The following is a 26,398-nucleotide window of genomic DNA, read 5'->3' as shown; positions in this document are numbered from 1 at the left end:
CCACCACCCCAACCCATGAAGGACACTAGGAATCCCATGCCAGAAACCCGTATCGCCCTCGACCGCTCCGCGCGCGTCGCTCCCGCCAACCGCCGGCTGTTCGGCTCGTTCGTCGAGCACCTCGGCCGCTGCGTGTACGACGGCATCTACGAGCCGGGGCACCCGACCGCGAACGAGGACGGTTTCCGGCTCGATGTGGTCGACCTCGTGCGCGAGCTCGGCTCGACCACGATCCGCTACCCGGGCGGCAACTTCGTCTCCGGCTTCCGGTGGGAGGACTCGGTCGGCCCGCGCGACCAGCGTCCGGTCCGCCGCGACCTGGCGTGGCACTCCCTGGAGAGCAACCAGGTCGGCCTCGACGAGTTCTCCCGCTGGCTGAAGCTGACCGACTCCGAGCTGATGCTCGCGGTCAACCTCGGCACGCGCGGCATCCAGGCGGCCCTCGACCTGCTCGAGTACGCCAACCACCCGTCAGGCACCGCGCTCAGCGACTGGCGGACCGCCAACGGGACACCGGAGCCGCACGACATCCGGATGTGGTGCCTCGGCAACGAGATGGACGGCCCCTGGCAGACCGGCTACATGACCGCCGACGACTACGGCAAGCTCGCCGCGCGGACCGCCGCCGCCATGAAGATGGCCGACAAGGACCTGGAGCTGGTCGTCTGCGGCTCGTCCGGCTCGGGGATGCCGACCTTCGGCGAGTGGGAGCGGATCGTGCTGGAGCACTCCTACGAGCACGTCGACTTCATCTCGGCGCACGCGTACTACCAGGAGCGGAACGGCGATCTCGGCTCGTTCCTCGCCTCGTCGATCGACATGCAGTACTTCATCGACACCGTCGTCGCGACGGCCGACCACGTGGGCTACAAGCTCAAGAGCGCGAAGAAGATCAACATCTCGTTCGACGAGTGGAACATCTGGTACCTCGACGAGCACAAGGAGTCCGACGAGGTCAACGAGGAGTGGCGCTACGCCCCGCGCCAGCTGGAGGACGTGTACTCGGTCGCCGACGCGGTCGTGCTGGGCAACCTCCTCATCACGCTGCTCAAGAACAGCGACCGGGTGACGTCGGCCTCCCTCGCCCAGCTGGTCAACGTGATCGCCCCGATCATGACCGAGCCGGGCGGCCCGGCGTGGCGGCAGACGACCTTCTACCCGTTCTCGGTGATGTCGCGCCTGACGCGGGGCGAGATCCTGCGGCCCACGATCACCACCGGCACGTACGACACGGCCGTTCACGGCGAGGCGGGCCTGGTGGATGCGGTCGCCAGCTTCGACGCCGAGGACGGCTCGGCGGCCGTCTTCCTCGTCAACCGCAGCCAGACGGAGACCGAGACGGTGCGCATCGACGTGCGCGACCTCGGCGTCTCCACCGTCCGCGAGGCGGTCTCGCTCTGGGACGAGGACGTGTACGCCAAGAACACGCTCGAGCACCAGGACCGCGTCGGCCTGCGCCAGAACGCGACCGCGGCGCTCGACGGCGGCGTGCTGACGGTCGAGCTGCCTCCGGTGTCGTGGACGGCGGTCGCGCTCGGCTGAACGGCGTGAGCCACCTCTGAGAAGCACGCGGGCCGGCGCCCGGGAGCGGCGGGGCTTGTCCCCCAAAATGCCGCTACCGGGCGCCGGCCCGTCTGCGTCAGGCTCGAGGGGATGGGTGGGCATCAGCACGTGGAACAGGAACCGGGAGTGACGCAGGAGACGATCCTGCGACCGCACCGGCACCTCTTCCTGCGCGGCATCGTCGCCGTCCTGGCCCTGACCACCCCGGTGTTCGCCGTGCTGTACTGGCTGAGCATCCCGGACGGGCCGTGGGGCTCGGTGCTGGCCGCGCAGCTCCTGGTCTTCGCCGCCACCATTCTCGGCGTCCAGTCGTTCCTCGCGACCGCGGTCGAGCTGATCGACGGCGGCGTGCGGGTCCGCGACGGGCTCGGCCGCACCCGGGAGGTGCGCGGCACCGACGTCGCGACCACCCACATCGTGCAGCTGTACGACGGCAGCACACTCGACACCCTCCCGCAGCTGTTCGCGCTCGACGCCGAGGGGCGCACGGTGCTGCGCATGCGTGGCCGGTTTTGGGCGCCCGGCGATCTCGAGCGCGTCGCGGAGCAGCTGGAGGCGCCGATCAGCCGCCCCGAGGAGTCGATGACGTTCGCGCAGCTGCGGCGGAGCCGCCCGCGGATGCTGCCCTGGTACGAGCGCCTGCTCCGCCTCGGCTGAACCGGGCCACGGCGACCGCTGTCGCCGCCGCGTCGGGCGTGCGTGCCAGGATGACGGACGTGAGAGCGTCGACCGCATCCACCGCCGCCGTGCCGCGCAGCGCGGGCCGGCTGACCCCGTCCGCCGACGTGACGGTCGAGCGGCGGTTCCCCGGTGAGCCCGCTGCCGTGTTCGTGCGGCATTACTGGCTGCCGCGGTGGAGCCTCCCCGCGGGCGAGCTGCGGCGGGAGGCGGTGCTGGAGTACCCGTCGGCGAACCTCGCGATCGAGCCGGCCGCGGCGGCGCTGCACCGCGCGAACCGGGGACTCAGCACGCGGACGCTCACCGGCTCCGGCTGGACGTTCGGCGCCCTGCTGCGGCCCGGCGTCGCGCGCGGCTGGGCCGGCGCGTCCCTGCGGTCGCAGCCGCCGGTCATGGCGCTCGACGGACTCGGCGACCGGGAGACCGCGGCAGCGCTCGCGGCGTGCGTGCCGGCCGTCCGTGCCGCCATGACGGACGGTGACGGCGGATCCGCGATCGCAGCATTCGAAGCGGCGCTCGCGACCCTGCCCTCCCCCGGCGACGACGCACGCCTGGTCGACGCGATCGTGGCGGCCGTCGAGGAGGATCGCGACCTGCTCCGCGTGGAGCAGCTGGCCGGGCGGTTCGGGCTCGGCGTCCGCAGCCTCCAGCGCCTCATCGCCGGGCACCTCGGGTTCGGGCCGAAGTGGCTGATCCAGCGGTACCGGCTGCAGGAGGCCGCGGCCGCGCTCCGGTCGGATGCCCCTCCCCGGCTCGCCGCCCTGGCAGCCGACCTGGGCTACGCGGACCAGGCGCACTTCAGCCGCGAGTTCGCGGCGGTGATCGGCACGACGCCGCGCGCCTACGAGTCGCAGGCGGCCCAGAACGCTCGGCACCCATGACGGATACGCACGCCGCCGCCCTCGCCCGCCTTCGCGAGCGCTGGAGCCTCACGCCCGACGGCGACGCCTTCGCCACGGCGACCAGCGTGCTGCAGCCGGTCCGCGCGGAGGGTCGCCCGGCCTTCCTCAAGCTGGCGATCGACGACGAGGAGCGGGCCGGCGGCGAGGTGCTGCGCTGGTGGCAGGGCCGCGGCGCGGCCGCCGTGCTCGCCGCCGAGGGCGACGCGCTGCTCCTTGAACGCGCGACGGGCGACCGCGACCTCGCCCGGCTCGCCGCCTCCGGCCCGGACGGGGACGACGAGGCGACCCGCATCCTGTGCCGGGTGGGCCGGCGCCTCCACGCCGCCGACGGCCCGGGGCGGCCGGAGGGGTTGGCCGGGCTGTCGCGCTGGTTCCGCGAGCTGCCTCTCCACGCGACCGACGCATCCCACGCCCACGACGGCCTCTACCCGCGTGCGGCGGCCGAGGCGGCGGCCCTGCTGGCGCAGCCGGCGGAGGATGTCGTGCTCCACGCCGACCTGCACCACGGCAACGTGCTCGACTTCGGCGAGCGCGGCTGGCTCGCGATCGACCCGAAGCCGGTGCACGGCGACCCCGGTTTCGACGTGGCGAACATCCTGTGCAACCCCGGACCGGAGGTGGCGCTGCGGCCGGGGCGCCTGGAGCGCGCGGTCGCCGTCATCGCGGCGGAGACGGGGATGGCGGCGCGCCTCGTCGTGCGCTGGACGCTCGCCTGGGCCGGCCTGTCGGCGGCGTGGTCCGAGCGCAGCGGCGGTGACGCGTCGGTGGCCGTCGGGGTCGGGAGGCGCGCGCGGGCGCTGCTCGACGGGTGACGGTCGCGCTCGGCCTGGTGGCTGCGGGTCGTCAGTCCCGTGGCCGCGGGGTGTCGTCGAGGATCAGCTGCAGGAACGCGAGGTCGAGCCAACCGCCGAACTTGGCGCCGACCTGCGGCATCAGGCCGACGCGCTCGAACCCGAGCTTCTCGTGCAGCCGGACCGACCCGGTGTTGCCCGCCTCGACCGCCGCGACCATGACGTGCTTGCCGAGGGAGCGCGCCCGCTCGATCAGCGCCTCCATCAGCCTCCCGCCGAGTCCGGCTCCCCGCTGGTCGCTGCGGACGTACACCGAGTGCTCGACGGTGTGCCGGAAGCCGTCGAACGGCCGCCAGTCGCCGAACGATGCGTACCCGGCGACCTCTCCGTCGTCGTCGAGGGCGACCAGCACCGGGTAGCCGGCCCGCCGCCGGTCGGCGAGCCAGGCGGCGCGGTTCGCGAGGTCGACCGTCGTGTCGTTCCAGATCGCCGTCGTGTGCTCGACCGCGTCGTTGTAGATCGCCGCGATGCCGGGGACGTGCGACTCGTCCGCGTCCGTGATACGCATCCTGCTCCTTGCCCCCGCTGCTCGTCGCCCCGCCGACTCGTGAGCACATGTCACCACTCGGCGCCAGAAGTGACATCATGTCACGACTCGGCAGGGCGCGCCGGGCGTGTGGAGGCGGCGGGCTAGCGGCGGCGGCGGGCTAACGGCGGCGGCGCGTGCCGAAGATGCCCTCCACGACGCCGGTGAGGATGTCGCGGGTCGCCTTCGAGCCGAGCACCTGCTCCAGCACGCTGTCCTGCGGCTTCGACGCGGTGCGGCGGCGGGGAGACGTCTGCTTCAGGATGCGCTCGTACTCGCGCTGGGCGGCGTCCCGCCGGCGCTCCTCCTCCTTCGCGGCCTCCTTCGCCGCACGCTCGGCCGCCTTCTGCTGCTGCTCGGCCGCGGCAGCCGCCTCCTTCGCGGCCTTCTCGCGCTCCTCGGCGGCCGCGGCCTCGGCGGCGGCGGCGTCCAGGCGCCGGGCCAGCTGCTCGCGCGCGGAGTCGCGGTCGACGGCGGCGCCGTACCTCGCCTGCAGCGGTGACGCGGCGATCGCCGCCTCCACCCGCTCCTCGGGCGCGGGCGACATCGAGCCCTGCGGGGCGCGGAGGCGGGTCCAGGCCACCGGGCTCGGCGCGCCCTTCTCGTTCATCACCGTCACCACGGCTTCGCCGATCCCGAGCGATTGGAGGACCGCCGCCAGGTCGTAGCCGGAGGTCGGGTAGGTCGACACCGTCGCCTTCAGCGCCTTCGCGTCGTCCGGGGTGAAGGCGCGGAGCTGGTGCTGCACGCGCGATCCGAGCTGGGCGAGCACGTCGCCCGGCACGTCCTTCGGCGTCTGGGTGACGAAGAAGATGCCGACGCCCTTCGACCGGATGAGCCGCACGGTCTGGGCGATGGAGGCGAGGAAGTCCTTCGACGCGTCCCGGAAGAGCAGATGCGCCTCGTCGAAGAAGAACACCAGCTTCGGCTTGTCGAGGTCGCCGACCTCCGGCAGGTCGTTGAACAGATCGGCGAGCAGCCACATGAGGAACGTCGAGAACACGGCCGGCTTGTCCTGCACGCCGGGGACCTCCAGGAGGCTGACCACCCCGGTCCCGTCCGGCGCGACCCGCAGGAACTCGGCCGTGTCGATCTCGGGCTCGCCGAAGAACGCGTCTGCGCCCTGATCGGCGAACGCGATGAGCTCGCGCAGGATGACCCCGACGGTCGCGCTGGAGAGGCCGCCCAGCCCCGCCAGCTCGCCCTTGCCCTCGTCGCTCGTCAGGAACGTCAGCACGGCGCGGAGGTCGGCCAGGTCGAGCAGCGGCAGCCCCGCGCCGTCGGCGTAGTGGAAGACCAGGCCGAGACTCGACTCCTGCGTCGCGTTCAGGCCGAGCACCTTCGACAGCAGCAGCGGCCCGAAGCCCGCGACGGTCGCGCGGATCGGCACCCCGCGCCCGACGCCGCCGAGCGAGAAGAACTCGGTGCTGACGGCGCGCGGCGACCAGTCCTGCCCGATCGCGCCGGTGCGCTGCAGCAGCGCGTCGCCGCCTTCGCCCGGCACGGAGATGCCGGACAGGTCGCCCTTGATGTCGGCCGCGAAGACCGGCACCCCGGCGGCGGAGAGCTGCTCCGCGAGCACTTGGAGCGTCTTCGTCTTCCCGGTGCCGGTCGCGCCGGCGATCAGCCCGTGCCGGTTCGTCATGGCGAGCGGGATGCGGACGGGGACGTCGGCGAGCGGCTCGCCGTTGACGAGCGCGCCGAGTTCGAGCGCCGGGCCGTCGAAGGCGTAACCGGCCCGCACCGCGGCGACCTCCTCCGGGGTGAGCGGAGCGGTGGAGGCGGCGGTCGCAGGAGCAGCCTTCGCCCGCGCCGCCGCCGCCTGCGCCTCCGCGCGCGCCGACGCCTCCTGGGCCCGCCGCACCGCCTCCGCCGCCTCCGCCTGCAGCCGCTCGGCCTCCGCCGCCGCGGCCAGCGCCTCCGCTTTGGCCTTCTCCAGCGCTTCCGCGTCGCTCATGCGGCTCACTGTACTGACGACCGGCCCAGCGGCCTAGGCAGGCAGCGGCCTAGGCGGGCGGCGGCCTAGGCGCGCGCAGCCTCCCGCATCCCCCACGCCTGCCCGTAGCCGCCCTCGGCCTCGGGCCGCGCCATCAGGTCGAGGAAGGGCTGCGCGTCGAACGCCTCCGGGCCGAGCACGCCCGCGCCCGACCAGACGCCGGTCGCGAGCAGTTCGAGCGCGATGACCGGGTTGATCGCCGTCTGCCAGACCACGCACTGCGACTCGTACTCGCGCATCGTCCACTCGTTGTCGCTCACGTGGTACAGGTACACCTCGCGCGGTCGCCCGTCCGTGCCGAGGCCGGTGACGTTGACGCCGGCGCAGGTCTTGCCCGTCATCCGCGGTCCGATCGTGGCCGGGTCGGGCAGCGCCGCGGCTACCACGTCGCGCGGGGCCACCTCCACGGGTCCGTTCGCGCTGCGGACCCGGATCGGCGTCGTGGAGTCGAGGCCCAGCAGGTGCAGGGTCTTCAGCACCCCGATGAACTCGGCGCCGAGGCCGTACTTGAAGGTCACCCGCCGCGCGTCGAGCCAGCGCGGCATGAGCAGCACCTCCTCGTGCTCGACGTTGACGCACTCGACCGGGCCGATGCCCTCGGGGAAGTCGAACACCTCCGGCTCGCTGAACGGCTCGGTCGTGCGCCAGCCGGAGTCCTTCTCGAAGATCACCGGCGGGTTGAGGCACTCCTCGATGGTGGTCCAGATGCTGAACGATGGCGCGAAGATCTCGTTGCCGGCCTCGTCGCGCACGACGAGGTTCGCGCCGTCGCGGGTGCCGAGCTCGTCGATCGACGCGAACAGGTGGTCGGCCGCGTACCGCGCGAACACGTCGCTCAGCCCGGGCTCGACGCCCATGCCGACGAGCGCGAGCCGGCCCGCCGCCTCCCAGTCGCCGCGCTGGGCGAACTGGTCGTCGCCGAGCTTGACGCCGGTCTGCGCGTACGGATCGGTCGGGTGCGGCTCCGACAGGCTCATCGCCATGTCGAGGTAGTCGGCCCCCGCGGCGAGCGCCCCGGCGAACACCGTCGGCACGAACGACGGCTCGACCGCGTTCATGACGTGGGTCGCGCCGTGCTCGCGCGCGACGGCGGCGACCACATCCGGGTCGGAGGCGTCGATCGCCGCGGTGCGGAACCGGGAGGCGACCTCGTCGCCGTGCCGCTCGCGGATCCACGCCACGGTCCGCTCGGCGCGCGCCGGGTCGTAGTCGCTGACGACGATGGTCTCGTAGAACGCGCGGCGTGCGGCGATCTTGGCGATGGCGTCGCCGACGCCGCCCGCACCCACCAGGAGAATCCTCATCCGCCAGACGCTACCGGAGGAGGGCGGCGCCGGGCCAGCATTCCGCGCCGGCCCGGCGCCGTGCACGCGCCGCGCAGGCGCCGCGCAGGGCTCAGTCGACGAGGGCCGCGCCGGTCACACAGGTGATGTTCGCCGCGTCGGCGGGCAGCGTGGACGTCACCTTCCAGTCCTTCGCGACACCGGACTTCAGCTTCGTCACGGTCGTCTCGGCACGCGCCTGGACCGCGTTGGTGTCGCGGGAGACCCAGCTCACCGTGATGCGCACGTCGCCGCTCTTGGCCTCCGGCAGCGTGATGGTGCCGGTCGCCGTCACGGCGCCGGGCGTCGTGTCGCACCCGACGGTCCTGGTGCCGCTGATGACTCCGGCGCCCGGCTTGGCGTTGGGCGAGCTCGTGGCTGTCGGGGTGCCCGTTGCCGAGGGCGCCGCGGTCGACGTCCCGGTGCAGCCGGAGAGCAGGAGGGAGGCGCCGAGGGCGGCGACGGCGAGGGAGGCGGTGCCGAGAGTGCGTGCGTTCATGGTGGTTCCTTTGAGGTCAGGGGTCGGACTCGGGTTCAGCGGACCAGCCGCGCGGTGACGACCAGGTTGCGGGTCGACGGGGCACCGCTCGGCGTCTGCAGGCAGGTGATGAGGACGAGCCGGTCCGGCGCGTTCGTCCACACGGCTCGGGAGGCGGCCAGCTCGGTCTTGTCGATGACCGACCAGCCGGTGACGGCGTAGGAGAGCGAGCCGAGGAGGACGCGGGTTCCCGGCCGCACCGCAGCCGTGCCGCGCTCCGTGTCGATGAGGTGGTTGCCGGGTGCGACGCCTCCCCCACGGACCGAGTGCAGGGCGACATAGACCGTCCCGTCGCCCGCGTGCGCGGGGTCGGCGCCTCGGTCGCGCACCAGGTATGCGGCGGTGAAGCCGGGAGGCGTGACCACGCCGTCGACGCTGTTCAGCGCGCCGAGTGGCACGTCCAGGGCGACGTCGGGGACGCGGAGGCGCAGCCCGGTGTTGGGCACGACCTCCATCCGCCGCTGCTGGGCGGGTGTCGGGACGACACCCGCCTCGACCCGGATGCGGTTCCCCTCCAGGTCCGGCAGCGTGCCGGACGCCTCCGTCGCGACCGCCGCGCCGAACGGGCCAGGGCCGAGCAGCCCCGGGCTGAGGAACGCGGCGACGGCGGCCCCGAGCAGCGCTGCGGCGACCGCGGCGAGTGCGAGCGAGACCAGCCGGCGGGACGTGCCGACACCCTCCCGCCGCCGCGCCCTGGCGTGCCTCATCGGCCCGTTCCGCCGCGTGCGCGGCGCCGGACGATCAGCGCCGCCGCGGCGGCCAGGAGTCCAAGCACCCCGAGCGCGGTCGGCATCGACAGGTCGCGAGCCGGCTCGGCGACGGCTCCACCGGTCTGCGCCGCCACGCCCGGCAGGACGACCGGTTGGTGCAGCGGAGGCTCCGGGACGAGCGGGGTCGTGACCGACGCCGGGGCGGAGGCCACCGGCTGCTCGGCGGGATCGACGCCGGTCGCGACCGCGGAGCTGCCGACCGCACCCGCGCTGATGTCGGTGCGGCTGACGCGGTAGTCCGCGACGGCGGTCGCGGTCTCGCCGGGGGCGAGCGCACCCTCCTCCCCCGGCCAGTCCACGGTGAGCGCCGAGAGACCGGGGAGCTCGTCGACGATGTCGACGGCGGTGACGGTGACGTTGCCGCTGTTCTCGACGGCGTAGCGATAGCGGAGCGCATCCCCGACGCGGGCGGGCTCGTGCACGCCGGAGGCGTCGACCGTCTTGACGAGCGTGAGCGCGGGGGCCGCGACGAGCGGCGTGTCCGTCTCGGCCGGTCCGGTCGCCACTCCGTCGCCGTCCGGGCTCGTGCCCGTCGCGACCGCCGTGCCGGACACGTGGCCGGTGTCGATGTCCTCCTGGGTGACCGCGTAGGTTCCCGTGGCGACCGCCGACTGTCCGGGCGCCAGCACGCCCGGCTCGCCCGGCCACTGGTAGACGAGCTCCGACAGCCCGGGAAGGAGGTCGCTGAGCGTGATGCTGGTCAGGGTCACGTTGCCCGTGTTCGTGGCGACGAACGTGAAGCCGATCCGCTCCCCCGGCGTCGTGGCCTGCGACAGGGCCGACCCGTCCGCCTCCGCCTCGATGGTCAGCGCGGGAGCGCCCACCAGCGGGGTGTCGGTCTCTGCCGAGGTGGAGGGCACGTCGCCGCCGTGCGGCTCCGTGGCGCGGGCGGACGCGGCGTTGGCCACGTGCCCGGCGTCGATGTCGGCCTGCGTGATCGCGTAGGTCGCGGTCGCGGTGAAGCTCGCGCCCGGCGCCAGCACGCCGGTGTCGCCCGGCCACGAGGTGGTCGGCGGCGAGAGTCCGGCCAGCGGGTCGGCGAGCTCCACCTCGTGCAGCGTCACGGTGCCGCTGTTCGTCGCCGTGAGCGTGTAGGTCACGACGTCGCCGGGCTTCACCGGGTCGCCCAGGCCCGACGTCTCGGCCGCTTTGGCGAGGACCAGCGACGAGGTCGTCGACAGGGCCGTGTCGGTGGAGGCCTCCGGCGCGGCCACCATTCCTCCGTCCGGCCGCGTGCCGCTCGCCGTCGCGACGTTGAGCAGCCGGCCGCGGTCGAGGTCCGCCTGGGTCAGGGCGTACGTGGCGGTCGCGGAGGCGGTCTGCCCCGGCGCCAGCAGCCCGGGCTGCGCGGGCCAGGTGTAGTCGAGCGCGGTGAGGCCGTCCAGCTCGTCCGCGATGGCGACGCCGCTGAGGGTCACGTTGCCGCTGTTGGTGGCGGTGAGGCGGTAGGCGATCCGGTCGCCGACGCGGGCGGGGTCGCCGACCGCGGTCGTGTCGGCGGCCTTCGTCAGGGTCAGGGCGGCCGACACCACCAGCGGGGTGTCGGTCGCCGCGGGCGGCGAGACGACAGTGGCGCGGGTCGGGTCGAGGCCCGATGCGGTCGGGCTGTTCGCGAGGTGCCCGGCGTCGATGTCGGCCTGGCCGACCGCATACGTCGCGGTGCCCGTGGCCTGCTGACCCGGTGCCAGCACGCCCGCGGCGGCCGGCCAGGAGTACCGGACGGCGGAGAGCCCTGCGAGCGGGTCGGCCAGTGTCACGCCGGTCAGCGTGCTGTTGCCGCTGTTGGCCACGGTGAAGTGGAACGTCACGACGTCGCCGGGAGCGGCGGGCTCCTGCACCGCGGAGGCATCGGCCGTCGCCGCGAGGGCGATCGCGGCGACCCGCACCAGCGGTGTGTCTGTCGCACTCGGCTCGGCCAGAACAGCGCCACCGGAGGCCGGGGAGGCGGACGCCGTCGCCGTGTTCGCCACGTGCCCGGCGTCGATGTCGGCCTGGGTGATCGTGTACGTCGCCGTTGCCGTCGCCTCAGCACCGGGAACGAGGAGGCCGGCGGCCGCCGGCCAGCTGTACCGCACCGCGGACAGGCCCGCCAGCGGGTCGGCGACGGCCGCCTTCGTGAGCGTCGTGTTGCCGTCGTTGCGGAGCGTGAACCGGAAGGCGATCGTGTCGCCCACCGACGCGGGCGAGTGCACGGCGGACGCGTCGGCGGCCTTCGCCACCAGGAGCGCGGCGACCGCCGCGAGCGGCGTGTCGGTCGCCGCGGGCATCGCCGCGACGGCGGCGCCCGCCGGGTCGACGCCGGTGGCGGTCGCCGTGCTGGCGACGTGCTCGGCGTCGATGTCGGCCTGCGCGACCGGGTAGGTCGCGGTGGCCGTCACCTCCTCTCCCGGGGCGAGGACCCCGGCAGCACCCGGCCAGGCGTACTCGAGGGCGGAGAGCCCGGCCAGCGGATCCGCGACCGTCACCCCGGACAGGGTGGTGTTGCCGTCGTTGCGCACGAGGAACCGGTAGGCGATCGCATCGCCCACCTTCGCGGGCGAGGCCACCGCAGAGGCATCGGCCGTCTTCACCAGCGCCAGGGCCGCCGCCGTCACCAGCGGCGTGTCGGTCGCCGCCGGCCGCGCGTCGACCGCGGCGCGCTGCGGGTCGAGTGCGGAGGCGGTCGCCGTGTTCGCCACATGGCCGGCATCGATGTCCGCCTGCGTGATCGCATACGTCGCCGCCGCGGTCGCCTCCTGCCCCGGAGCGAGCACCCCCGCCGTACCCGGCCAGACGTACCGGATGGCCGAGAGCCCCATCAGCGGGTCGGCGACCTCCACGCCGGACAGCGTCGTGTTGCCCTCGTTGCGGAGCGCGAACCGGTACGCGATCGCGTCACCCGCCTTCGCCGGGGACGACACCGCGGAGGCATCGGCGGTCTTCGTCACCGTGAGAGCCGACGACACGGTCAGCGGGGTGTCCATCGCCGCCGGAGTGGCCACGACGTCCGCCGCGGCCGGGTCGAGGCCGCTCGCGGTCGCCGAGTTCGCGACGTGCCCGGCGTCGATGTCGGCCTGCGCGATGGCGTAGGTCGCGGTCGCCGTCGCCTGCTCGCCCGGAGCGAGGACGCCCGCCGCGGCGGGCCACGTGTACGTGATGGCGGAGAGTCCGGCCAGCGGGTCGGCGACCTGCACGCCGGTCAGGGTGCTGCTGCCGCTGTTCGTCACGGCCAGGCGGTAGGTGATGACGTCGCCCACGACGGCGGGTGCCGCGACCGCAGAGGCGTCGGCCGTCCCCGCGAGGGTCAGCGCCGCGGTGCGCGTCAGCGGCGTGTCCGTCGTGCTCGGCGACGCGTTGACGGGGGTACCGGCCGGGCCGGCGCCCGAGGCGGTCGCCGTGTTCGCCACGTGACCGGCGTCGATGTCCGCCTGCCGGACGGCGTAGGTCGCCGTGGCCGTCGCCTCCTGCCCCGGAGCGAGCACCCCCGTCGTACCCGGCCAGGTGTAGGTGAGTGCGGACAGGCCGGCCAGCGGGTCGGCGATCGCCACTCCCGAGAGCGTCGTGTTGCCGTCGTTGCGTACCGTGAGCCGGTAGGCGATCGTGTCACCCGCCTTCGCCGGGGACGACACCGCGGAGGCGTCGGCCGTCTTCGTCAGGGTCAGCGCCGACGCGGCCGTCAGCGGCGAGTCGGTGCTGCTCGGCGCGGACTCCACCCCGGCGCCGGAGAGGTCCGTCGCCGAGGCCGATGCCGTGTTGCCGACGTGCCCGGCGTCGATGTCGGCCTGCGTGATCGCGTAGTCGGCGGCGGCCGACGCGGTCTGGCCGGGGGCGAGGTCACCCGCAGCCGCCGGCCACGTGTAGCGCAGCGCGCCGAGTCCGGCGAGGCCGTCGTGCACCGCCGCGCCGGTGAGGGAGACGGTCCCCGTGTTGCTCATGCTGAACCGGTAGGTGATGACGTCGCCGACCTTCGCCGGGGTGGAGACGCGGGAGGTGTCTGCGGTCTTGGTGAAGGCGAGGGCCGGGGCGCCTTCGATCGGCGTGTCCGTGCTCGCGTCGTTCGACACCACCGTGTCGCCGCCGGGACCGGCGGCCGTCGCATGGGCGGTGTTGGTCACGTGTCCCGCGTCGAGGTCAGACTGCGTGAGGGCATAGGTCGCCGAGCCGGTGGCGCTCTGCCCGGGGGCAAGCGTCGCGGGCGCGCCCGGCCAGCTGTAGACGATGCCGGAGAGTCCGGTGAGCTCGTCGGTCACCGCTACCGCATCGAGTGTCACATTGCCCGAGTTCGTGATGCTGAAGCCGTAGCGGAGGGTGTCGCCCATCCGCACCGGCGTGTGGAGACCCGAGTCGTCGGCCGTCTTCACCAGCCGCAGGCCGGGGGCCGCGGTGAGCGGCGTGTCCGTGGCGGCCGGGGCCGAGGCGACCTGGTCGCCTGAGGGAGCGGACGCCGTGGCCGTCGCACGGTTGGCGACGTGACCGGCGTCGACGTCCGCCTGACCGATCGCGTACGTGGCCGTCGCGGTCGCCTTCTGACCGGGTGCGAGCACGCCGGCCGCTGCCGGCCAGGCGTACGAGAGCGCCGAGACTCCGCTCAGCTGGTCGATCACGGCGACGCCCGAGAGCGACACGTTCCCGGTGTTCGTCACCTCGAACCGGTACGTGACCGTCTCCCCCGGCGTCGACGGAGTGGAGAGGGCGCCGGTGTCTGCGGTCTTCACCAGCCGGATGGACGCCGCCTCGGCGAGCGGCGTATCGGTCGCTGCGTCCGGCGAGACGGCGTGCTCCCCGCCCGTGCCGGACCCGGCGGCTATCGCGCTGTTCGCGACGTGACCGGCGTCGATGTCGGCCTGGGTGACGGTGTAGGTCGCGGTCGCGGTCGCCTTCTGGCCCGGCTGCAGCGCGCCAGCGGCTCCGGGCCAGGTGTACGTCAGCCCCGACAGCCCGGCCAGACGGTCGGCGATCGCCACGCCGGTGAGGGGAAGGTCGCCGTCGTTGGTGGCCGCGAAGGAGTACGTCAGCACATCGCCCGCCCGTGCCGGGGTGTGCAGCGACGAGGCGTCCGCGGTCTTCACGAGCGCGAGCGCCGCCCGGGCGCCCGCGACCTTCAGCTCCTTCACGAGGGCGGTGTCGATATTCGCCCAGTTGTCGATCAGGCGGTTGTTGCCCCAGGTGCCGCCGGAGGTCGTGTCCGTGGAACCGGGGTTGAAGTACGGGTTCCCCGAGCGCGAGCAGGAGCCGATGCCCCACCCGTGCACCCCGCTCGCACTGTCCGCACCGGTCGGGCCGGAGGCGAGCTGCGGGGTGGTCGAGCACTTGATCGCCGCCTGCGGATCCTCCTTCGGGTCGCTCAGCGGGGTGTCGTCCCAGAAGATGCGGTTCTGTTTGCCGTCCTGCGGGCCGTTGAGGCGGGTGACGACGACGCCGCGAGGTTCCAGTTCGACGTCGTTGTCGTCGAAATGCACCTCGGCGTGTGCGGTGGTGGAGACCCGGAACGCGATGGGCGTCGACGTCGGGATGGGCGCTCCTCGACCGTCCTCGCCGTCGAACGAGATGGTCGCACGCCCGCCGACGACCGCGGCGTCGAAGCGGCGATCGGCGGCTCCCGCGTAGGAGCCGTCGCCGTCGGCATCCACCTCGACCAGGACGGTGCCCTCGAAGTGGGAGATCGCCAGGCGCAGCTCTCCTGCACGGCTGCCGGGAGACGCGGCCGCGTACGAGACGTCGTCGATCGTCGGCTCGGCGGCCGCGGGCAGCAGCCAGGTGCTGGAACCGCCGGGCAGCGTCACCGTCGCCGGCAGGTCGGCGGCGGGCGCCGCGAAGAAGATCTTGTACGGGGTGTGGGCGCAGGCGTCGTCGCTCGGCGCCGCGTACGAGACGGAGCGGTGCAGGGAGGCGCAGGTGACCGGGTCGGCGTTGCCGAAGGCGTCGGCCTCGAAGCGCGCCGCCGAGCCGTCCATGCCGAAGCGGTCGACGCGGTACACATAGCCGCCCTCGGTGACGTACCAGAGCGACAGGTCGAGCGAGGAGGAGTTGTCCTGTGCGTACGACTCGGTCCACACGCGTCCCGCCACGTCGGCGCCTCCCGACTGTGCGCCGACGTGCCAGGTCATGTTGACGCGGCTGAGGTCCTTGCCGTCTCCGATGCCGTTCGGCGCGGGGATGGCCACGGTCCACACCCCGGAGACGGCGCTGACCTGCGAGAAGGAGCAGGCCGTCCCGTTGGCGGCGGAGGGGACGAGCGCCGTGCAGCGCAGCGCCTCGGTGCCGTCGGGAGCCGTCACGACGACGACCGGGTCGAACGCCTTCGACGAGTTCGACCCGATCTTCCGGATCTCCGCCACGACCGTCTCGCCGCTCTTGGCGTAGACGTACCAGGTCTGAGCCTCCGACGTCGTGCCTCCGACCGGATTGGTCTCAGCGCGCGCGGGCGACGGGAACGCCCCCACGAGCATCGCCACCAGGGCGATCAGCGTCAGCAGGGCGACGGCGAGGGTCCCTCGACGACGGCGAGGGGGAATGGGGAGCGTGAGCGCACGGGACACGGGCGGCCTTCGGGTGAGGATGCGCGCGGTCGGGCGGGGACCCGGAGCGCGCGAGGGCCGCCGTGCAGGCGGAACGGCGACCGGATCAGTAGGGACGCCTCACTATAGGTATGTGCGACCTGGTATATCAAATGCGGGATGCGTGGCGGGGGAAGAACGGATGCGGCGCCGCGCTCTCGAGCGCGATCCGGTGCGCCAGCGGCGCCCACACGATGACCGCGATCGCCGCGCCGAGCAGCAGGCCGCCCACCGTGTCGCTGAGCCAGTGCGCTCCGAGATACGTGCGGCTGACGGCCATCAACACCGCCCAGGCGCCCCCGACGCACCACACCCACACCCGCGGGAACAGGATGCCGAGCACGACCACCATCGTCGCCGCGTTCGCCGTATGCCCCGACGGGAATGAGCCGGTGTCGACGTGCACGAGGATGTCCGTCGGCCGCGCCCGGCCCACCGTGTGCTTGAGCAGCTGGACCGCGCCCAGCGAGAGCAGGCTGGCGAGCGCGAAGTACACGGCGCCCCACGGCCTCCTGAACGCCAGCAGCAGCAGGAAGATGACCAGCGGCACGACCACCGAGCCGAACAGCGTCCCTCCCGCGTAGTTGAAGAACAGCGCGGGCGCGAGCCAGAACGGCGAGCGGTGCTCGACGATCTCGCCCATCCACTCCTGGTCGACGCTGAACGCCCGGCTGCGCCGGAACGCGATGATCACACCCAGCCCGACCACCAGCGCGATCGCGACCGATGCCGAGACGACGGGCCACCTCCTGGTGACCTTCGCCGCCTTCGGGATGTCATGGCCGGTGTCGCTCATGCCCACACCGTACCCGTGGGCCGGGGCGCGGCTAGTGCTCGCCGACTCGCGGTATCAGCTGGACGCCCGTTCGGATTCCGTGTTCGAACAGCTGGTATTGCATGAACCGCATCATCCCCTCGATCTGGCCGATCTCGCCGCTCGCCACCGCCCATCCGGTGGACCGCCCGCCCTGCGCCTTGCGGCGGGCGACGAAGGTTTCTCCCGGCAGGGCGGCTCGAAGAGCTCGTGCGAATCCTCGAGAGCGCACATCGTCATGGCGAACCCAGACGACGCCGCCAGCCTCCCGCCCCTCTGCTCGCAGAGACTCGGAGTATGTCGCGGCGTCGGATCGCACCTGTTGTGCGATCGAGACGAGAGAGCCGTCGCTCCAACGGGGAAGCGGAGGGAAGGCCAGGCTGTGCTCTCGACTGCCGCCGTTCACCAACGCGGTACCCAGAGTCGGGGCACCTCCCGGGGATATGACCCAGGATGTGAACACAGGCGCGTAGCCGAATCGCGCGGGGAGGGCGACTCGCACCGAGAATTGCAGCGAACCGTCCGCGTTCACCCTCGACTCATACGGCTCAAACGGACCGAGTAGTGCACCGCAAAGCCGGAAGGCGATCAGCTCGGCCTCACCCGGGTTGGTCGCGTGGAACTCGTGGTGGGCGAACCCAGTCCATTTCTGCTCAGCCTGGTCGCGATCGAGGCAGTAACCGGCTACCTTCGGGACGATCATGTACGGATCGGGATACCGCAATCCCGGGCCCGGCAGCGTCGCTCCAGCCGTCGCTGATGGATCGTCCAGGGGGCTGATGCGCGCCCCGGTCCGGTCTTCGAGCGACTCGGCGACCCGCCACACGGGTGGCACGCTCATCCGCTGACGGTTCGCGGCCGGCGGGGTCGGTGGAAAGTCGGATGTCGACGCCCCGGCTTCGAAGTGGATCCCGTCGTAGTCCGCGAAGAGCACCGACTCGTCGAAGCGGCGGAAATAGGCGCCGGGAATGAACTCCCACGGCTGCGAGTCCGGAACGAAATCCTCCACCGACTCCATGTAGGCCTCGAAGACGCTGCCGTGATGGACCATCGCCAGCAGGATAAGCACATCCCAAAAGAAGCGCCGGGCATCGGCGTTGGTCTCGTCGTAACGGAGAGCCGTCAAGACGCGGCCCGCCTTCTGCGCGCCATCGGCCAGCTGCTCCGCCAGATCGGGTGAGATGCCAGCCACTGTTAGACACTCCTCGTTGGACCACACGAGATCGAGCGCACTGATGCGGCCCGAATGGTGGAGAGCGGTCATTCCCGCGGCGGTCGCTCGCTCGAGGGCGAGCTGCTCGTGGCCGAGAGCGATCGCTGATGATTGGGAGATGAGCTGGCGCCCAATCGACTTCTCGTATTCCCCGTACGTGACAGACGATCGATAGCGATGAGTCGAGAGCACGGATCCGCCCTTGATGCGTGCACTTGCCGACGGCTCGGCGCGCAGTCCGTCGACTAAGGACGCCAGGATGTCCTCATAGTCGTCTGCAACTACGAGAAGCGTCAGAAACGTATAGATGCTGTTCCCCCGCGATCGAAGCAATAGGCCAACCGTGACGCTGACCCAGTAGTCAGTGTGGTGGCCCATCCCGCCGAGGTGCGCCTGCCACTCCGCGGGGCGCGGCTAGTGCGCCAGCGCCGGCACTGTTCGCGGGCGGACGACGAGCCAGAGGGAGGCGATCGAGACCAGCGCGCAGATCGCCATCACGGCCCCCATGGGCGCGGCGCTGCCGACGCCGAGGATGCCGACGATCGGCGACACGATGCCCGCGATGCCGAAGTTCAGGGCGCCGAGGAGGCTCGCGGCGGTCCCCGCCTCGTGGCCGTGCCCGTTGAGCGCCAGCACCTGCACGCACGGGAAGCCGAAGCCGCAGGCGCAGATGAAGAACCACAGCGGGATCGCGACGCCCCAGAGGCCCACGTGCGCCTGGTCGAGCACGACGATGAGCACGGATGCTGCGAGCATCACGACCGTGGTGCAGGCGAGGATCCACTGCGGGCCGACGTACTTGGTGAGCCGGGAGGCCGACTGCACGCCGATGATGATGCCGATGGAGTTCACCGCGAACAGCAGGCCGTACTCCTGCGCGTTGAACTTGTAGATCTCCTGGAAGATGAACGAGCTCGACGACAGGTACGAGAACAGGCCGGTGAAGTTGGCGGCGCCGACGATCGCGATGCCCACGAACACGCGGTCCGAGAGCACGGCCTTGTAGCGCTGCCGCACCGTCGAGTGACCGGCGTCGTGGCGCCGCGCCTTGGGAAGCGTCTCCACGATCCAGAGCGAGACGCAGACGATCACGAACGCGCCGTAGCAGGCGAGCACGACGAAGATGCCGCGCCACGGCATCACGAGCAGCAGCCAGGAGCCGAGGACCGGTGCGAGCACGGGTGCGAGGCCGTTGACCAGGGCCAGCCGGCTGAGCATCCGCACCAGGGGGCGCCCGCCGAACAGGTCGCGCACCATGGCCATCGCCACGACGCCGCCGGCCGCGGCGCCGATGCCCTGCAGCGCCCTGGCGACGCCGAGCAGCTCGACGTTCGGCGCCACCGCCGCGGCGAGGCAGGACAGGATGTGGACCGCCGTCGCCGCGATCAGCGGCGTGCGCCTGCCGATCTTGTCCGACCACGGGCCGACGAGCAGCTGGCCCACGCCGAAGCCGATGGTGGTGGCGGTGAGGGTCAGCTGGATGGCCGCGGTCGAGACGTCGAAGTCGCCCTGCAGCGTGGGCAGGGCCGGGAGGTAGGTGTCGATCGTGAACGGGCCGAGTGCGGTCAGCGCCCCGAGGATGAGGATGTAGGCCAGGCGCTGCCGGCCGGAGAGCGAGTCGCCGGGATGCACGACGGTGGTCACGTGGGAGTCCTTCTGATGGAGGCGGATGGGGCTGCGCGCACCGTCGAGCGCAAAACGACAGCACCGCGGCGGGGCGCGGTGCTGTCGGGTGGAGGTTCGAATCGATTCGACTCGGAAGCTGGGATCGATCCTATCGCACGGCGGCGCCGCGATGTGACCGTTCCCACGGCCGCTGCGGGGGCGCGCTGTCGGGAACCGAACAGCCGACCGGCCGGCCTAGGCCGCGGGCGCGGCGAGCACCGGCGCGAAGGCCAGCTCGGCCGCACCGATCATGAGGATGTCGGCGCCGAGCGCCGCGCGCTCGATCCGCAGCGACTCCGCCGACGCGGCGAGCGCCTGCTCGCCTACCAGCGCGGGCAGGCGGTCGGGGGCGAGCCCGTGCAGCGCCCCGAGGAAGCCGCCGAGCACGATCAGGCCGGGGTCGAACACGTTCGTCGCGGTCCGCAGCGCGGTCGCCAGGTAGCCCAGCTGCCGCTCCACCTCGTCGGTCACCCGTGGATCGCCGGCGGCGACGGCGGCCGTGAGGGCAGCCTCCAGCTCCTCGGCCGCGGCGTCGGTCAGCCCGAGGGCGTCGAGCAACGCCTGCTGGCTCACCTCCGTCTCGAGGCAGCCGATCGCGCCGCAGTGACAGCGGATGCCCGAGGAGTTGACCAGCGTGTGCCCCAGCTCGCCCGCATAGCCGTTGACGCCGGTGAGCGGCGCGCCCCCGACGACGACGCCGGCCCCGATACCCGAGGCGCCGCCGTTGAGGTACACCAGGTCGGAGGCGCCGCGTCCGGCGCCGAAGAGCCGCTCGGCGTCGGCGCCGAGCCGGGCGTCGTTGGCGGCGAGCGCCGGCAGTCCGGTCGCGCGCCCCAGCTCGGCTGCGAACGGCTCCTCCGCCCACCCGAGGTGCGGCGCCAGGCGCACGACGCCGTCCTCCTCGCGCACCAGGCCGGGGACGGCGACGCCGATGCCGACGACGCGGGAGCCGCGCGGCAGCTCCCTGCGCAGCCCGTCGATCATCGCGGCGGCGATGGCGGCGGCCTCGCGCGCGGTCGGGACGTGCCCGGTCGGCCGGCGCAGCCTCCGGTGGACGGTGCCGTCGAGACCGACGACGCCGACCGTCACCGCGTCGATCTCGGGGTTGACGGCGAACGCGACCACCCGCCCGTCGGCGACGACCTCCGGGGAGGGCCGGCCGACCCGGTTGCCCAGCCGCGGCTCCCGCTCCAGCACGAACCCGAGCTGCACCAGCTCGGCGACGAGCGCTCCGACCGTGCTGCGGTTGAGCCCGGTCGCGCGGGTGAGCGCGGAGCGCGGCAGCGGTCCGTCGCGGTGCACCATCCCGAGCACGGTCGCGAGATTGTGCCGCCGCACCGTGTCGAGGTTGGTGCCAGCCGTTGTGCCGTTCATGGTCCCCGCCACCCTATCCCGCCCGCCGCGCGCCGGCGTCGACTCGTGACTCGTTGCGGCTTCCCGCAGGTGCTCACGACTCGACGCGCGCGGCCCGGGCGCTCAGGCGAGCTCCGCGACGCCCCCGACCGCCTCCGCGCTGCGGGAGGTGGCGACCTCGAGCAGCGTGAACGGGAAGTCCGCGGGACCGGTCGCCCGCACCGACGAGCCCGCACGCGTCACCACGTACTCCGCCGTCTCCCCGTCCGGCGACGTGACCGTCACCGAGCGGTCGCCGTCGGGTCCGGGGTACACGGCGAGCGTCAGCCCGTCGCGGTACTCGTAGTCCGGCCGGTCCTCCCGCGCGCCGAGCGGCAGCACGGCGCCCTCGCGCACGTAGAGCGGGAGGCTGTCGAAGCCGTGCGTCTCGCGCAGCCAGCGGCCTCCCTCCACCCGATCGCCGGTGAGGAGGGACGTCCACGTGCCCGCCGGCAGGTAGAACTCGACCTCGGCGGCTGAGAACACGGGCGCGACGAGCAGGTCGCCGCCGAGCAGGTACTGCCGGTCGAGGTGCTCGACCGCCGGATCGCCGGGGAACTCGAGCTGCATCGGCCGCATGACCGGCGTGCCGCGCAGCGCCGCCTCGCGGCCGGCGGCGTACAGGTACGGCATGAGGCGCAGCTTCAGCCTGGTGAACCGGCGGGTGACCTCCACCGCCTCCTCGTCGAACGCCCACGGCACCCGGTACGAGTCGCTGCCGTGCAGCCGGGAGTGGCTCGACAGCAGGCCGAACGCGGTCCACCGCTTGAACACCCCCGGGTCAGGGGTGCCCTCGAAGCCGCCGATGTCGTGGCTCCAGAACCCGAAGCCGCTGAAGGCGAGCGAGAGCCCGCCGCGCAGCGTCTCGGCCATCGACTCGTAGCTCGAGGTGTTGTCGCCGCCCCAGTGCACCGGCATGGTCTGCCCGCCCGTCGTCGCCGACCGTGCGAAGAGGACGGCCTCTCCGCGCCCGCGCTCCTCCTCCAGCACCTGGAACACGGCTTCGTTGTAGAGCTGCGTGTAGAGGTTGTGCATGCGCTCGGGCGACGATCCGTCGAAGTACTCGACCTCCAGCGGGATGCGCTCCCCGAAGTCGGTCTTGAAACAGTCGACGCCCTGCGCGACGAGGGCGCGCAGCTTGTCCTGGAACCAGCGGGTCGCCGCGGGATTGGTGAAGTCGACGAGCCCCATGCCGGCCTGCCACATGTCCCACTGCCAGACGTCGCCGTTCGGCCGCCGCACGAGGTAGCCGGCCTCCGCCGCCTCGGCGAACAGCGGCGAGCGCTGCCCGATGTACGGGTTGATCCACACGCAGACGCGCAGGTCCTTGCCGTGCAGCCGCGCGAGCATCGCCTCCGGGTCAGGGAACGTGCGCGGGTCCCACTCGAAGTCGCACCAGTTGAACTCGCGCATCCAGAAGCAGTCGAAGTGGAACACCGACAGCGGGAGGTCGCGCTCGGCCATCCCGTCGATGAAGGAGGTGACGGTCTGCTCGTCGTACGCCGTGGTGAAGCTGGTGGAGAGCCAGAGCCCGTACGACCAGGCCGGCACCTCCGCAGGGCGCCCGGTCAGTGCCGTGTAGCGCTCGAGGATCTCCGTGGGCGTCGGGCCGTAGATGAGGTAGTACTCGAGGCTCTCCCCCTTCACCGAGAACTGGACGCGCTCGACCGACTCCGAGCCCACCTCGTACGAGACGTGACCGGGGTGGTTCACGAGCACGCCGTACCCGCGATTGGTCAGGTAGAACGGCACGTTCTTGTACGCCTGCTCGCTGGAGGTGCCGCCGTCGGCGTTCCAGACGTCGACCACCTGCCCGTTCTTCACCAGCGGCCCGAACCGCTCCCCCAGCCCGTAGACGAGCTCGCCGACGCCGAGGGCGAGCTGCTCGTGCACGAACGCGCCCTCGCCCTCCACCGTCATGTAGCCCACCGACTTGTGCCCGCTCGAGGTGAGCACCCGGTCGCCCGCCGCGAACGTCAGCGACCACGGGGCACCGCGCCGCACGGTCGCCGTGAGGTCGCCGGAGCGGAGGCTGACGCTCTCGTCGCTCGCGGTCACCTCGCCGTGCCCCTCCTCGGTGCGCAGGGCGAACCCGCGCTCCTCGCGACCGCCCTGCCAGTGCTCGATCCGCACGCCGACCACGCCCTCCAGGGGAGAGCTGAGCGTGACGGTCAGGGTCGGCCGGTTGAGGGTGTCGCCGCGGCGTTCGATGATCTTGCCGGGCGCGGTGATCGTGACGGTCCCCTCCCCTGTGCACACGTCGTACGCCTCCTGGGCGTAGACGGGCGTGACCCCGGGGCGGAGCTGCCAGAAACCATCGGTGAACTTCATTTACTTGACCGCTCCTGCTGTGATGCCGCGCGTGAGGGTGCGCTGGAAGATGAGGAAGAAGACGAGCGTGGGGATGAGGCCCAGCAGCGCCGACGCGGAGGTGGTCGTCACATCCATCAGCCGGTCGCCCTGCAGGACGCTGATCGCGACCGGGACCGTCTGATTGTCGTTGGAGACCAGGAACGTCAGCGGGATGAGGAACTCGTTCCACGTCCAGATGAAGAAGAAGATGAGCAGCACGCTCAGCGTCGGCCGCGAGATCGGCACGACGACGCGCCACAGGATGCGCCAGCGGCCGGCCCCGTCGAGCGACGCCGCCTCCAGCACCTCCTTCGGGAAGGTCCCGTAGACGCTCGAGAGCAGGTACGTGCCGAAGGCGCTCTGGATCACCGTGAAGATGATGATGACGCTCCACACGTTGTCGTACAGCCCGACCTGCTTGAACATGAAGTACAGCGGGTAGAGCAGCGCCTCCTGCGGCAGCATGTTCGCGAGCAGGAAGAGCACGATGATCCAGGTGCGCGCCTTCACCCGCCCGATGCCGAGCGCGTAGGCGTTGAGCACCGAGATCACCACGGCGAGAATCGAGACCACGCCCGCGATGAAGACCGAGTTCCAGAGCTTCCGCGGGAAGTCGACCCGGTTCCAGAAGTTCACGAGCCCGTCCGTGTAGAACTGCGTCGGCAGCTGGAGCGGCCCGCCGGCGTTGTAGTCCGCGGGGCTCTTGAACGAGTTGATCAGGATGAGCAGGAACGGGAACGCGATGGCGACCCCGATCACGATCGCGACGGCGAGGATCACCCAGTCGGTCGCGGTCTTCTTCGGCTTCTGCCGCCGGAGCCGGCGCTGGGCGGCCGGGGGTGCGGAGGCGGACGCCGTGGTCGGCGTGAGGGTGGAGGTCATCAGCGCTCGTTCTCCCTGCGCTCTGCCCGGTTCTGGGCGACGATGAAGAGGATGGACACGGCCACGATCACGACGGTGAGCGCGGTCGCGATGGTGGCGCCGTAGCCGACCTGCTGGCTCTGGAAGAACTCGCTGTACGAGTAGTAGCTCGGGACCATGGTCGCGGTGCCGGGGCCGCCGCGGGTGAGCGTGTAGACCGGCCCGAACACCTTCAGCGCCGCGATCGTGCAGGTGAGCGTGACCACGAAGATCTCGGGCCGGATGATCGACACGGTGATCGAGCGGAACCGCTGGAACCAGTTGGCGCCGTCCAGCTCCGCCGCCTCGTACAGCTCGGGGTCGACGCGCTGCAGCGCCGCCATGAAGATGACGACCGGGTAGCCGAGCTGCACCCAGACCATCACGGCCATGATCGCGGCGAGCGCCGTGTCCGGGCTGCCGAGCCAGTTGTGCTGGAGGTCGCCCAGCCCGACCGCAGCCAGGATGGTGTTCAGCGCGCCGTTGTCGGGCCGCAGGATCCAGCCGATGACGATCGCCGCGATGACCACCGGGAGGATCTGCGGCAGGTAGTACGTGGCGCGCAGGAAGCTGGCGAGCCTCCCGCCGAACTTCTTCCCGATCAGGTCGAACAGCATCGCGGCGAGCACCAGGCCGACCAGGGTCGGGATCACCACCATCGCGACGATCATCGCGATGGAGTTGCCGAACGAGGTCCAGAACTTCTCGTCGGCGAAGAGCCGCTCCCAGTTGTTCAGGCCGGTGAACTTCGGCGGGCGGATGCCGCGGTAGCTCGTGAAGCTGAGGTAGACGTTCCACACCAGCGGGATCAGCACGATCACCGCGAGGAGGACGAACCCCGGCAGCAGGTAGAGCCAGAAGCCGCCCGGCCCGCTGGCCGGCAGCAGCGACTCGCTGCGGCGCCGGTTCGCGGGCCGGGAGGCCTTCGCGTCGAGGGTGGTGGTCACTGGTTCACGATCTCGTCGACGCCGTCCTGGTACTCGGAGCCGAGCTCCTTGTTGACCGCGGACGGGGAGGCGCCGTTGATGAGGTTCTGCAGGCCCGCGTTGAGCTGGTCGTAGAACGTCGGGGTGGGCCAGTCGGGGTAGAAGGCGATGCCGTCCTCACCGGTGAGCGCGTTGAAGTTGGCGATCAGCTCCTTCGACTTCTCGTCGGTGATGTCGTCGGTCTTCGCCGCGACGGGCACGCCGCCGTTGTTGCCGATGATCGCCTGGATCTTGTCGCTCATCGTGATGTCGATGAACTTCTCGGCGAGGCCCTTGTTCTTGGCGCTCTCCGGGATGACCCACATGTTGCCGGCCGAGCCGGGCGACAGCTTCGCGCCGGGGAACAGGAAGGTGCCCCAGTCGTAGCCGGTGATCTCGGTCTGGAACCGGCCGTACCACCAGCTGCCCGAGAAGAAGATCGGGTACTTGCCGGCGATGAAGGCGGTGCCCGCGTCCTCGGCCTTCAGACCCGACGCGTCCTTCGAGATGTAGCCCTTCTTCACCCAGTCGTCGATCGTCTCGGTGGCGTAGCTGAGCTCCTCGCCCTTCCAGTCGACCTTCCCCTTGTAGAGCTGGTAGTCGTCGACCCACTTCCGGTCGGCCTTGCTCAGCGCGAGCTGGTACCAGAGCTGGCCGAGCGGGTACTCGGCGGCCGACTCCGCGAGCGGGGTGACGCCGTTGTCCTTGAACTTCTGCAGCGCCGCGACGAACTCGTCCATCGTCTTCGGCACCTCGATGCCGTACTTCGCGAACAGGTCCTTGTTGTAGTAGACCTCGACGTACTCGCCGTAGTTCGGGACGCCGTACCACGAGCCGGAGCCCATGATGCCCTTGTCGTCGTACTTGGCCGTGGTCTGCAGGCTCGAGGCGAGCTTCTCGTCCCAGCCGTACTTCTTGACCGCGTCGTCGAGGTTGGTGAGCAGGCCCTGGCTCGACAGCAGTCCTGCCGTGGCGTTGCCCTTGTTGTACTCGAGGATGTCGGGGGCCTGGTTCGAGTTGAGCACCTGGGAGGCCGTGGAGCGGATCTGCTCGAAGCTCTTCGCCTCGAGCTTCACCTTCGCGCCGGTCTCCTGCTCGAACTCCGTGATGGCCTCGGTCCAGGCCTTGCCCATCGCCGAGTCCTCGCTCTCGTAGTGCCAGAGCGTGAGGGTCTTGCCCGTCCCGTCGGTGCTGTCGGAGCCGGACTCGGCCGCTCCCGAGCATCCGGCGAGCAGCAGCGCACCGGCGGCCAGGACGGCGCCGACTGCGAGGTGCCGTGAGCGCATCGTGTACCTCCTTGTAGTGGAGTGGGCGCGCGCGTCTCCGGCCTCGCAGCCACTCCGATGCATTTTGTTGGTGACAACAACTTAAGCGACGGAGGGCGCGAATGCAAGAGCGATTTCCGCCCGCAGCGC

At 71.8% G+C, this 26,398-nt stretch carries 18 protein-coding genes; 4 read left to right on the top strand and 14 right to left on the bottom strand.

The window, feature by feature from the left end:
- Positions 1-36 precede the first annotated feature (36 nt).
- The 4 genes from arfA (at position 37) to ACR9ZG_RS02070 (ending at position 3,955) form a co-directional block, all read left to right on the top strand.
- Complete coding sequence (gene arfA / locus ACR9ZG_RS02085; RefSeq protein WP_481283164.1) at positions 37-1,542, top strand: arabinosylfuranosidase ArfA; 1,506 nt, start codon at positions 37-39, stop codon at positions 1,540-1,542.
- Positions 1,543-1,689: 147 nt separating this feature from the next.
- Positions 1,690-2,220 carry a hypothetical protein gene (locus tag ACR9ZG_RS02080; protein ID WP_481283163.1) on the top strand — a complete coding sequence of 177 codons (531 nt, stop codon included), beginning with the start codon at positions 1,690-1,692 and terminating at the stop codon, positions 2,218-2,220.
- 59 nt (positions 2,221-2,279) lie between these two features.
- Positions 2,280-3,122, top strand: coding sequence for an AraC family transcriptional regulator (locus tag ACR9ZG_RS02075; RefSeq protein WP_481283162.1), 843 nt, complete (start codon positions 2,280-2,282; stop codon positions 3,120-3,122).
- On the top strand, positions 3,119-3,955 hold the full coding sequence (locus tag ACR9ZG_RS02070; protein ID WP_481283161.1) for an aminoglycoside phosphotransferase family protein: 837 nt from the start codon (positions 3,119-3,121) through the stop codon (positions 3,953-3,955). Before ACR9ZG_RS02075 ends, ACR9ZG_RS02070 begins: the two co-directional genes overlap by 4 nt.
- Before the next feature lie 31 nt (positions 3,956-3,986).
- Here the strand turns inward: ACR9ZG_RS02070 and ACR9ZG_RS02065 are convergent, their stop codons facing one another.
- The 14 genes from ACR9ZG_RS02065 to ACR9ZG_RS02000 form a co-directional block, all read right to left on the bottom strand.
- Positions 3,987-4,502, bottom strand: a complete 516-nt coding sequence (locus tag ACR9ZG_RS02065) for an N-acetyltransferase family protein (protein ID WP_481283160.1) — start codon at positions 4,500-4,502, stop codon at positions 3,987-3,989.
- Positions 4,503-4,641: 139 nt separating this feature from the next.
- A complete protein-coding gene (locus ACR9ZG_RS02060) occupies positions 4,642-6,477 on the bottom strand; it encodes a helicase HerA-like domain-containing protein (RefSeq protein ID WP_481283159.1) in 1,836 nt (611 codons plus the stop codon).
- Positions 6,478-6,542: 65 nt separating this feature from the next.
- Positions 6,543-7,820, bottom strand: a complete 1,278-nt coding sequence (locus ACR9ZG_RS02055; protein ID WP_481283158.1) for a saccharopine dehydrogenase family protein — start codon at positions 7,818-7,820, stop codon at positions 6,543-6,545.
- Between the two features lie 91 nt (positions 7,821-7,911).
- Complete coding sequence (locus ACR9ZG_RS02050; RefSeq protein WP_481283157.1) at positions 7,912-8,337, bottom strand: hypothetical protein; 426 nt, start codon at positions 8,335-8,337, stop codon at positions 7,912-7,914.
- 35 nt (positions 8,338-8,372) lie between these two features.
- Positions 8,373-9,083: a class F sortase gene (locus ACR9ZG_RS02045; protein WP_481283156.1), complete on the bottom strand. Its 711-nt coding sequence runs from the start codon at positions 9,081-9,083 to the stop codon at positions 8,373-8,375.
- Entirely contained in the window at positions 9,080-15,664 is a 6,585-nt protein-coding gene (locus ACR9ZG_RS02040) for a beta strand repeat-containing protein (protein ID WP_481283155.1), read from the bottom strand. Before ACR9ZG_RS02040 ends, ACR9ZG_RS02045 begins: the two co-directional genes overlap by 4 nt.
- Before the next feature lie 127 nt (positions 15,665-15,791).
- Positions 15,792-16,478, bottom strand: coding sequence for a phosphatase PAP2 family protein (locus tag ACR9ZG_RS02035; protein ID WP_481283154.1), 687 nt, complete (start codon positions 16,476-16,478; stop codon positions 15,792-15,794).
- Positions 16,479-16,509: 31 nt separating this feature from the next.
- Positions 16,510-18,087: a hypothetical protein gene (locus tag ACR9ZG_RS02030; RefSeq protein WP_481283153.1), complete on the bottom strand. Its 1,578-nt coding sequence runs from the start codon at positions 18,085-18,087 to the stop codon at positions 16,510-16,512.
- Positions 18,088-18,123: 36 nt separating this feature from the next.
- Entirely contained in the window at positions 18,124-19,353 is a 1,230-nt protein-coding gene (locus ACR9ZG_RS02025) for a multidrug effflux MFS transporter (RefSeq protein WP_481283152.1), read from the bottom strand.
- Positions 19,354-19,569: 216 nt separating this feature from the next.
- Positions 19,570-20,748 (bottom strand): ROK family transcriptional regulator, encoded by a 1,179-nt coding sequence (locus ACR9ZG_RS02020; protein WP_481283151.1) that lies wholly within the window; start codon positions 20,746-20,748, stop codon positions 19,570-19,572.
- Between the two features lie 102 nt (positions 20,749-20,850).
- The gene (yicI, locus tag ACR9ZG_RS02015; protein ID WP_481283150.1) at positions 20,851-23,097 is read right to left on the bottom strand and encodes an alpha-xylosidase; all 2,247 of its coding nucleotides are present in this window, start codon (positions 23,095-23,097) and stop codon (positions 20,851-20,853) included.
- A complete protein-coding gene (locus ACR9ZG_RS02010) occupies positions 23,098-24,000 on the bottom strand; it encodes a carbohydrate ABC transporter permease (protein WP_481283149.1) in 903 nt (300 codons plus the stop codon). It lies immediately after the preceding gene.
- Positions 24,000-24,965 (bottom strand): carbohydrate ABC transporter permease, encoded by a 966-nt coding sequence (locus ACR9ZG_RS02005; protein WP_481283148.1) that lies wholly within the window; start codon positions 24,963-24,965, stop codon positions 24,000-24,002. The genes ACR9ZG_RS02010 and ACR9ZG_RS02005 overlap by 1 nt, the downstream gene beginning before the upstream one ends.
- Positions 24,962-26,269, bottom strand: coding sequence for an ABC transporter substrate-binding protein (locus tag ACR9ZG_RS02000; protein ID WP_481283147.1), 1,308 nt, complete (start codon positions 26,267-26,269; stop codon positions 24,962-24,964). Before ACR9ZG_RS02000 ends, ACR9ZG_RS02005 begins: the two co-directional genes overlap by 4 nt.
- Positions 26,270-26,398: the final 129 nt, after the last annotated feature.

Source organism: Leifsonia sp. KNZ12-8B (assembly GCF_056755495.1).
The sequence above is the reverse complement of the archived record's forward strand: the minus strand, read 5'-3'. Positions and strand labels throughout refer to the sequence as shown.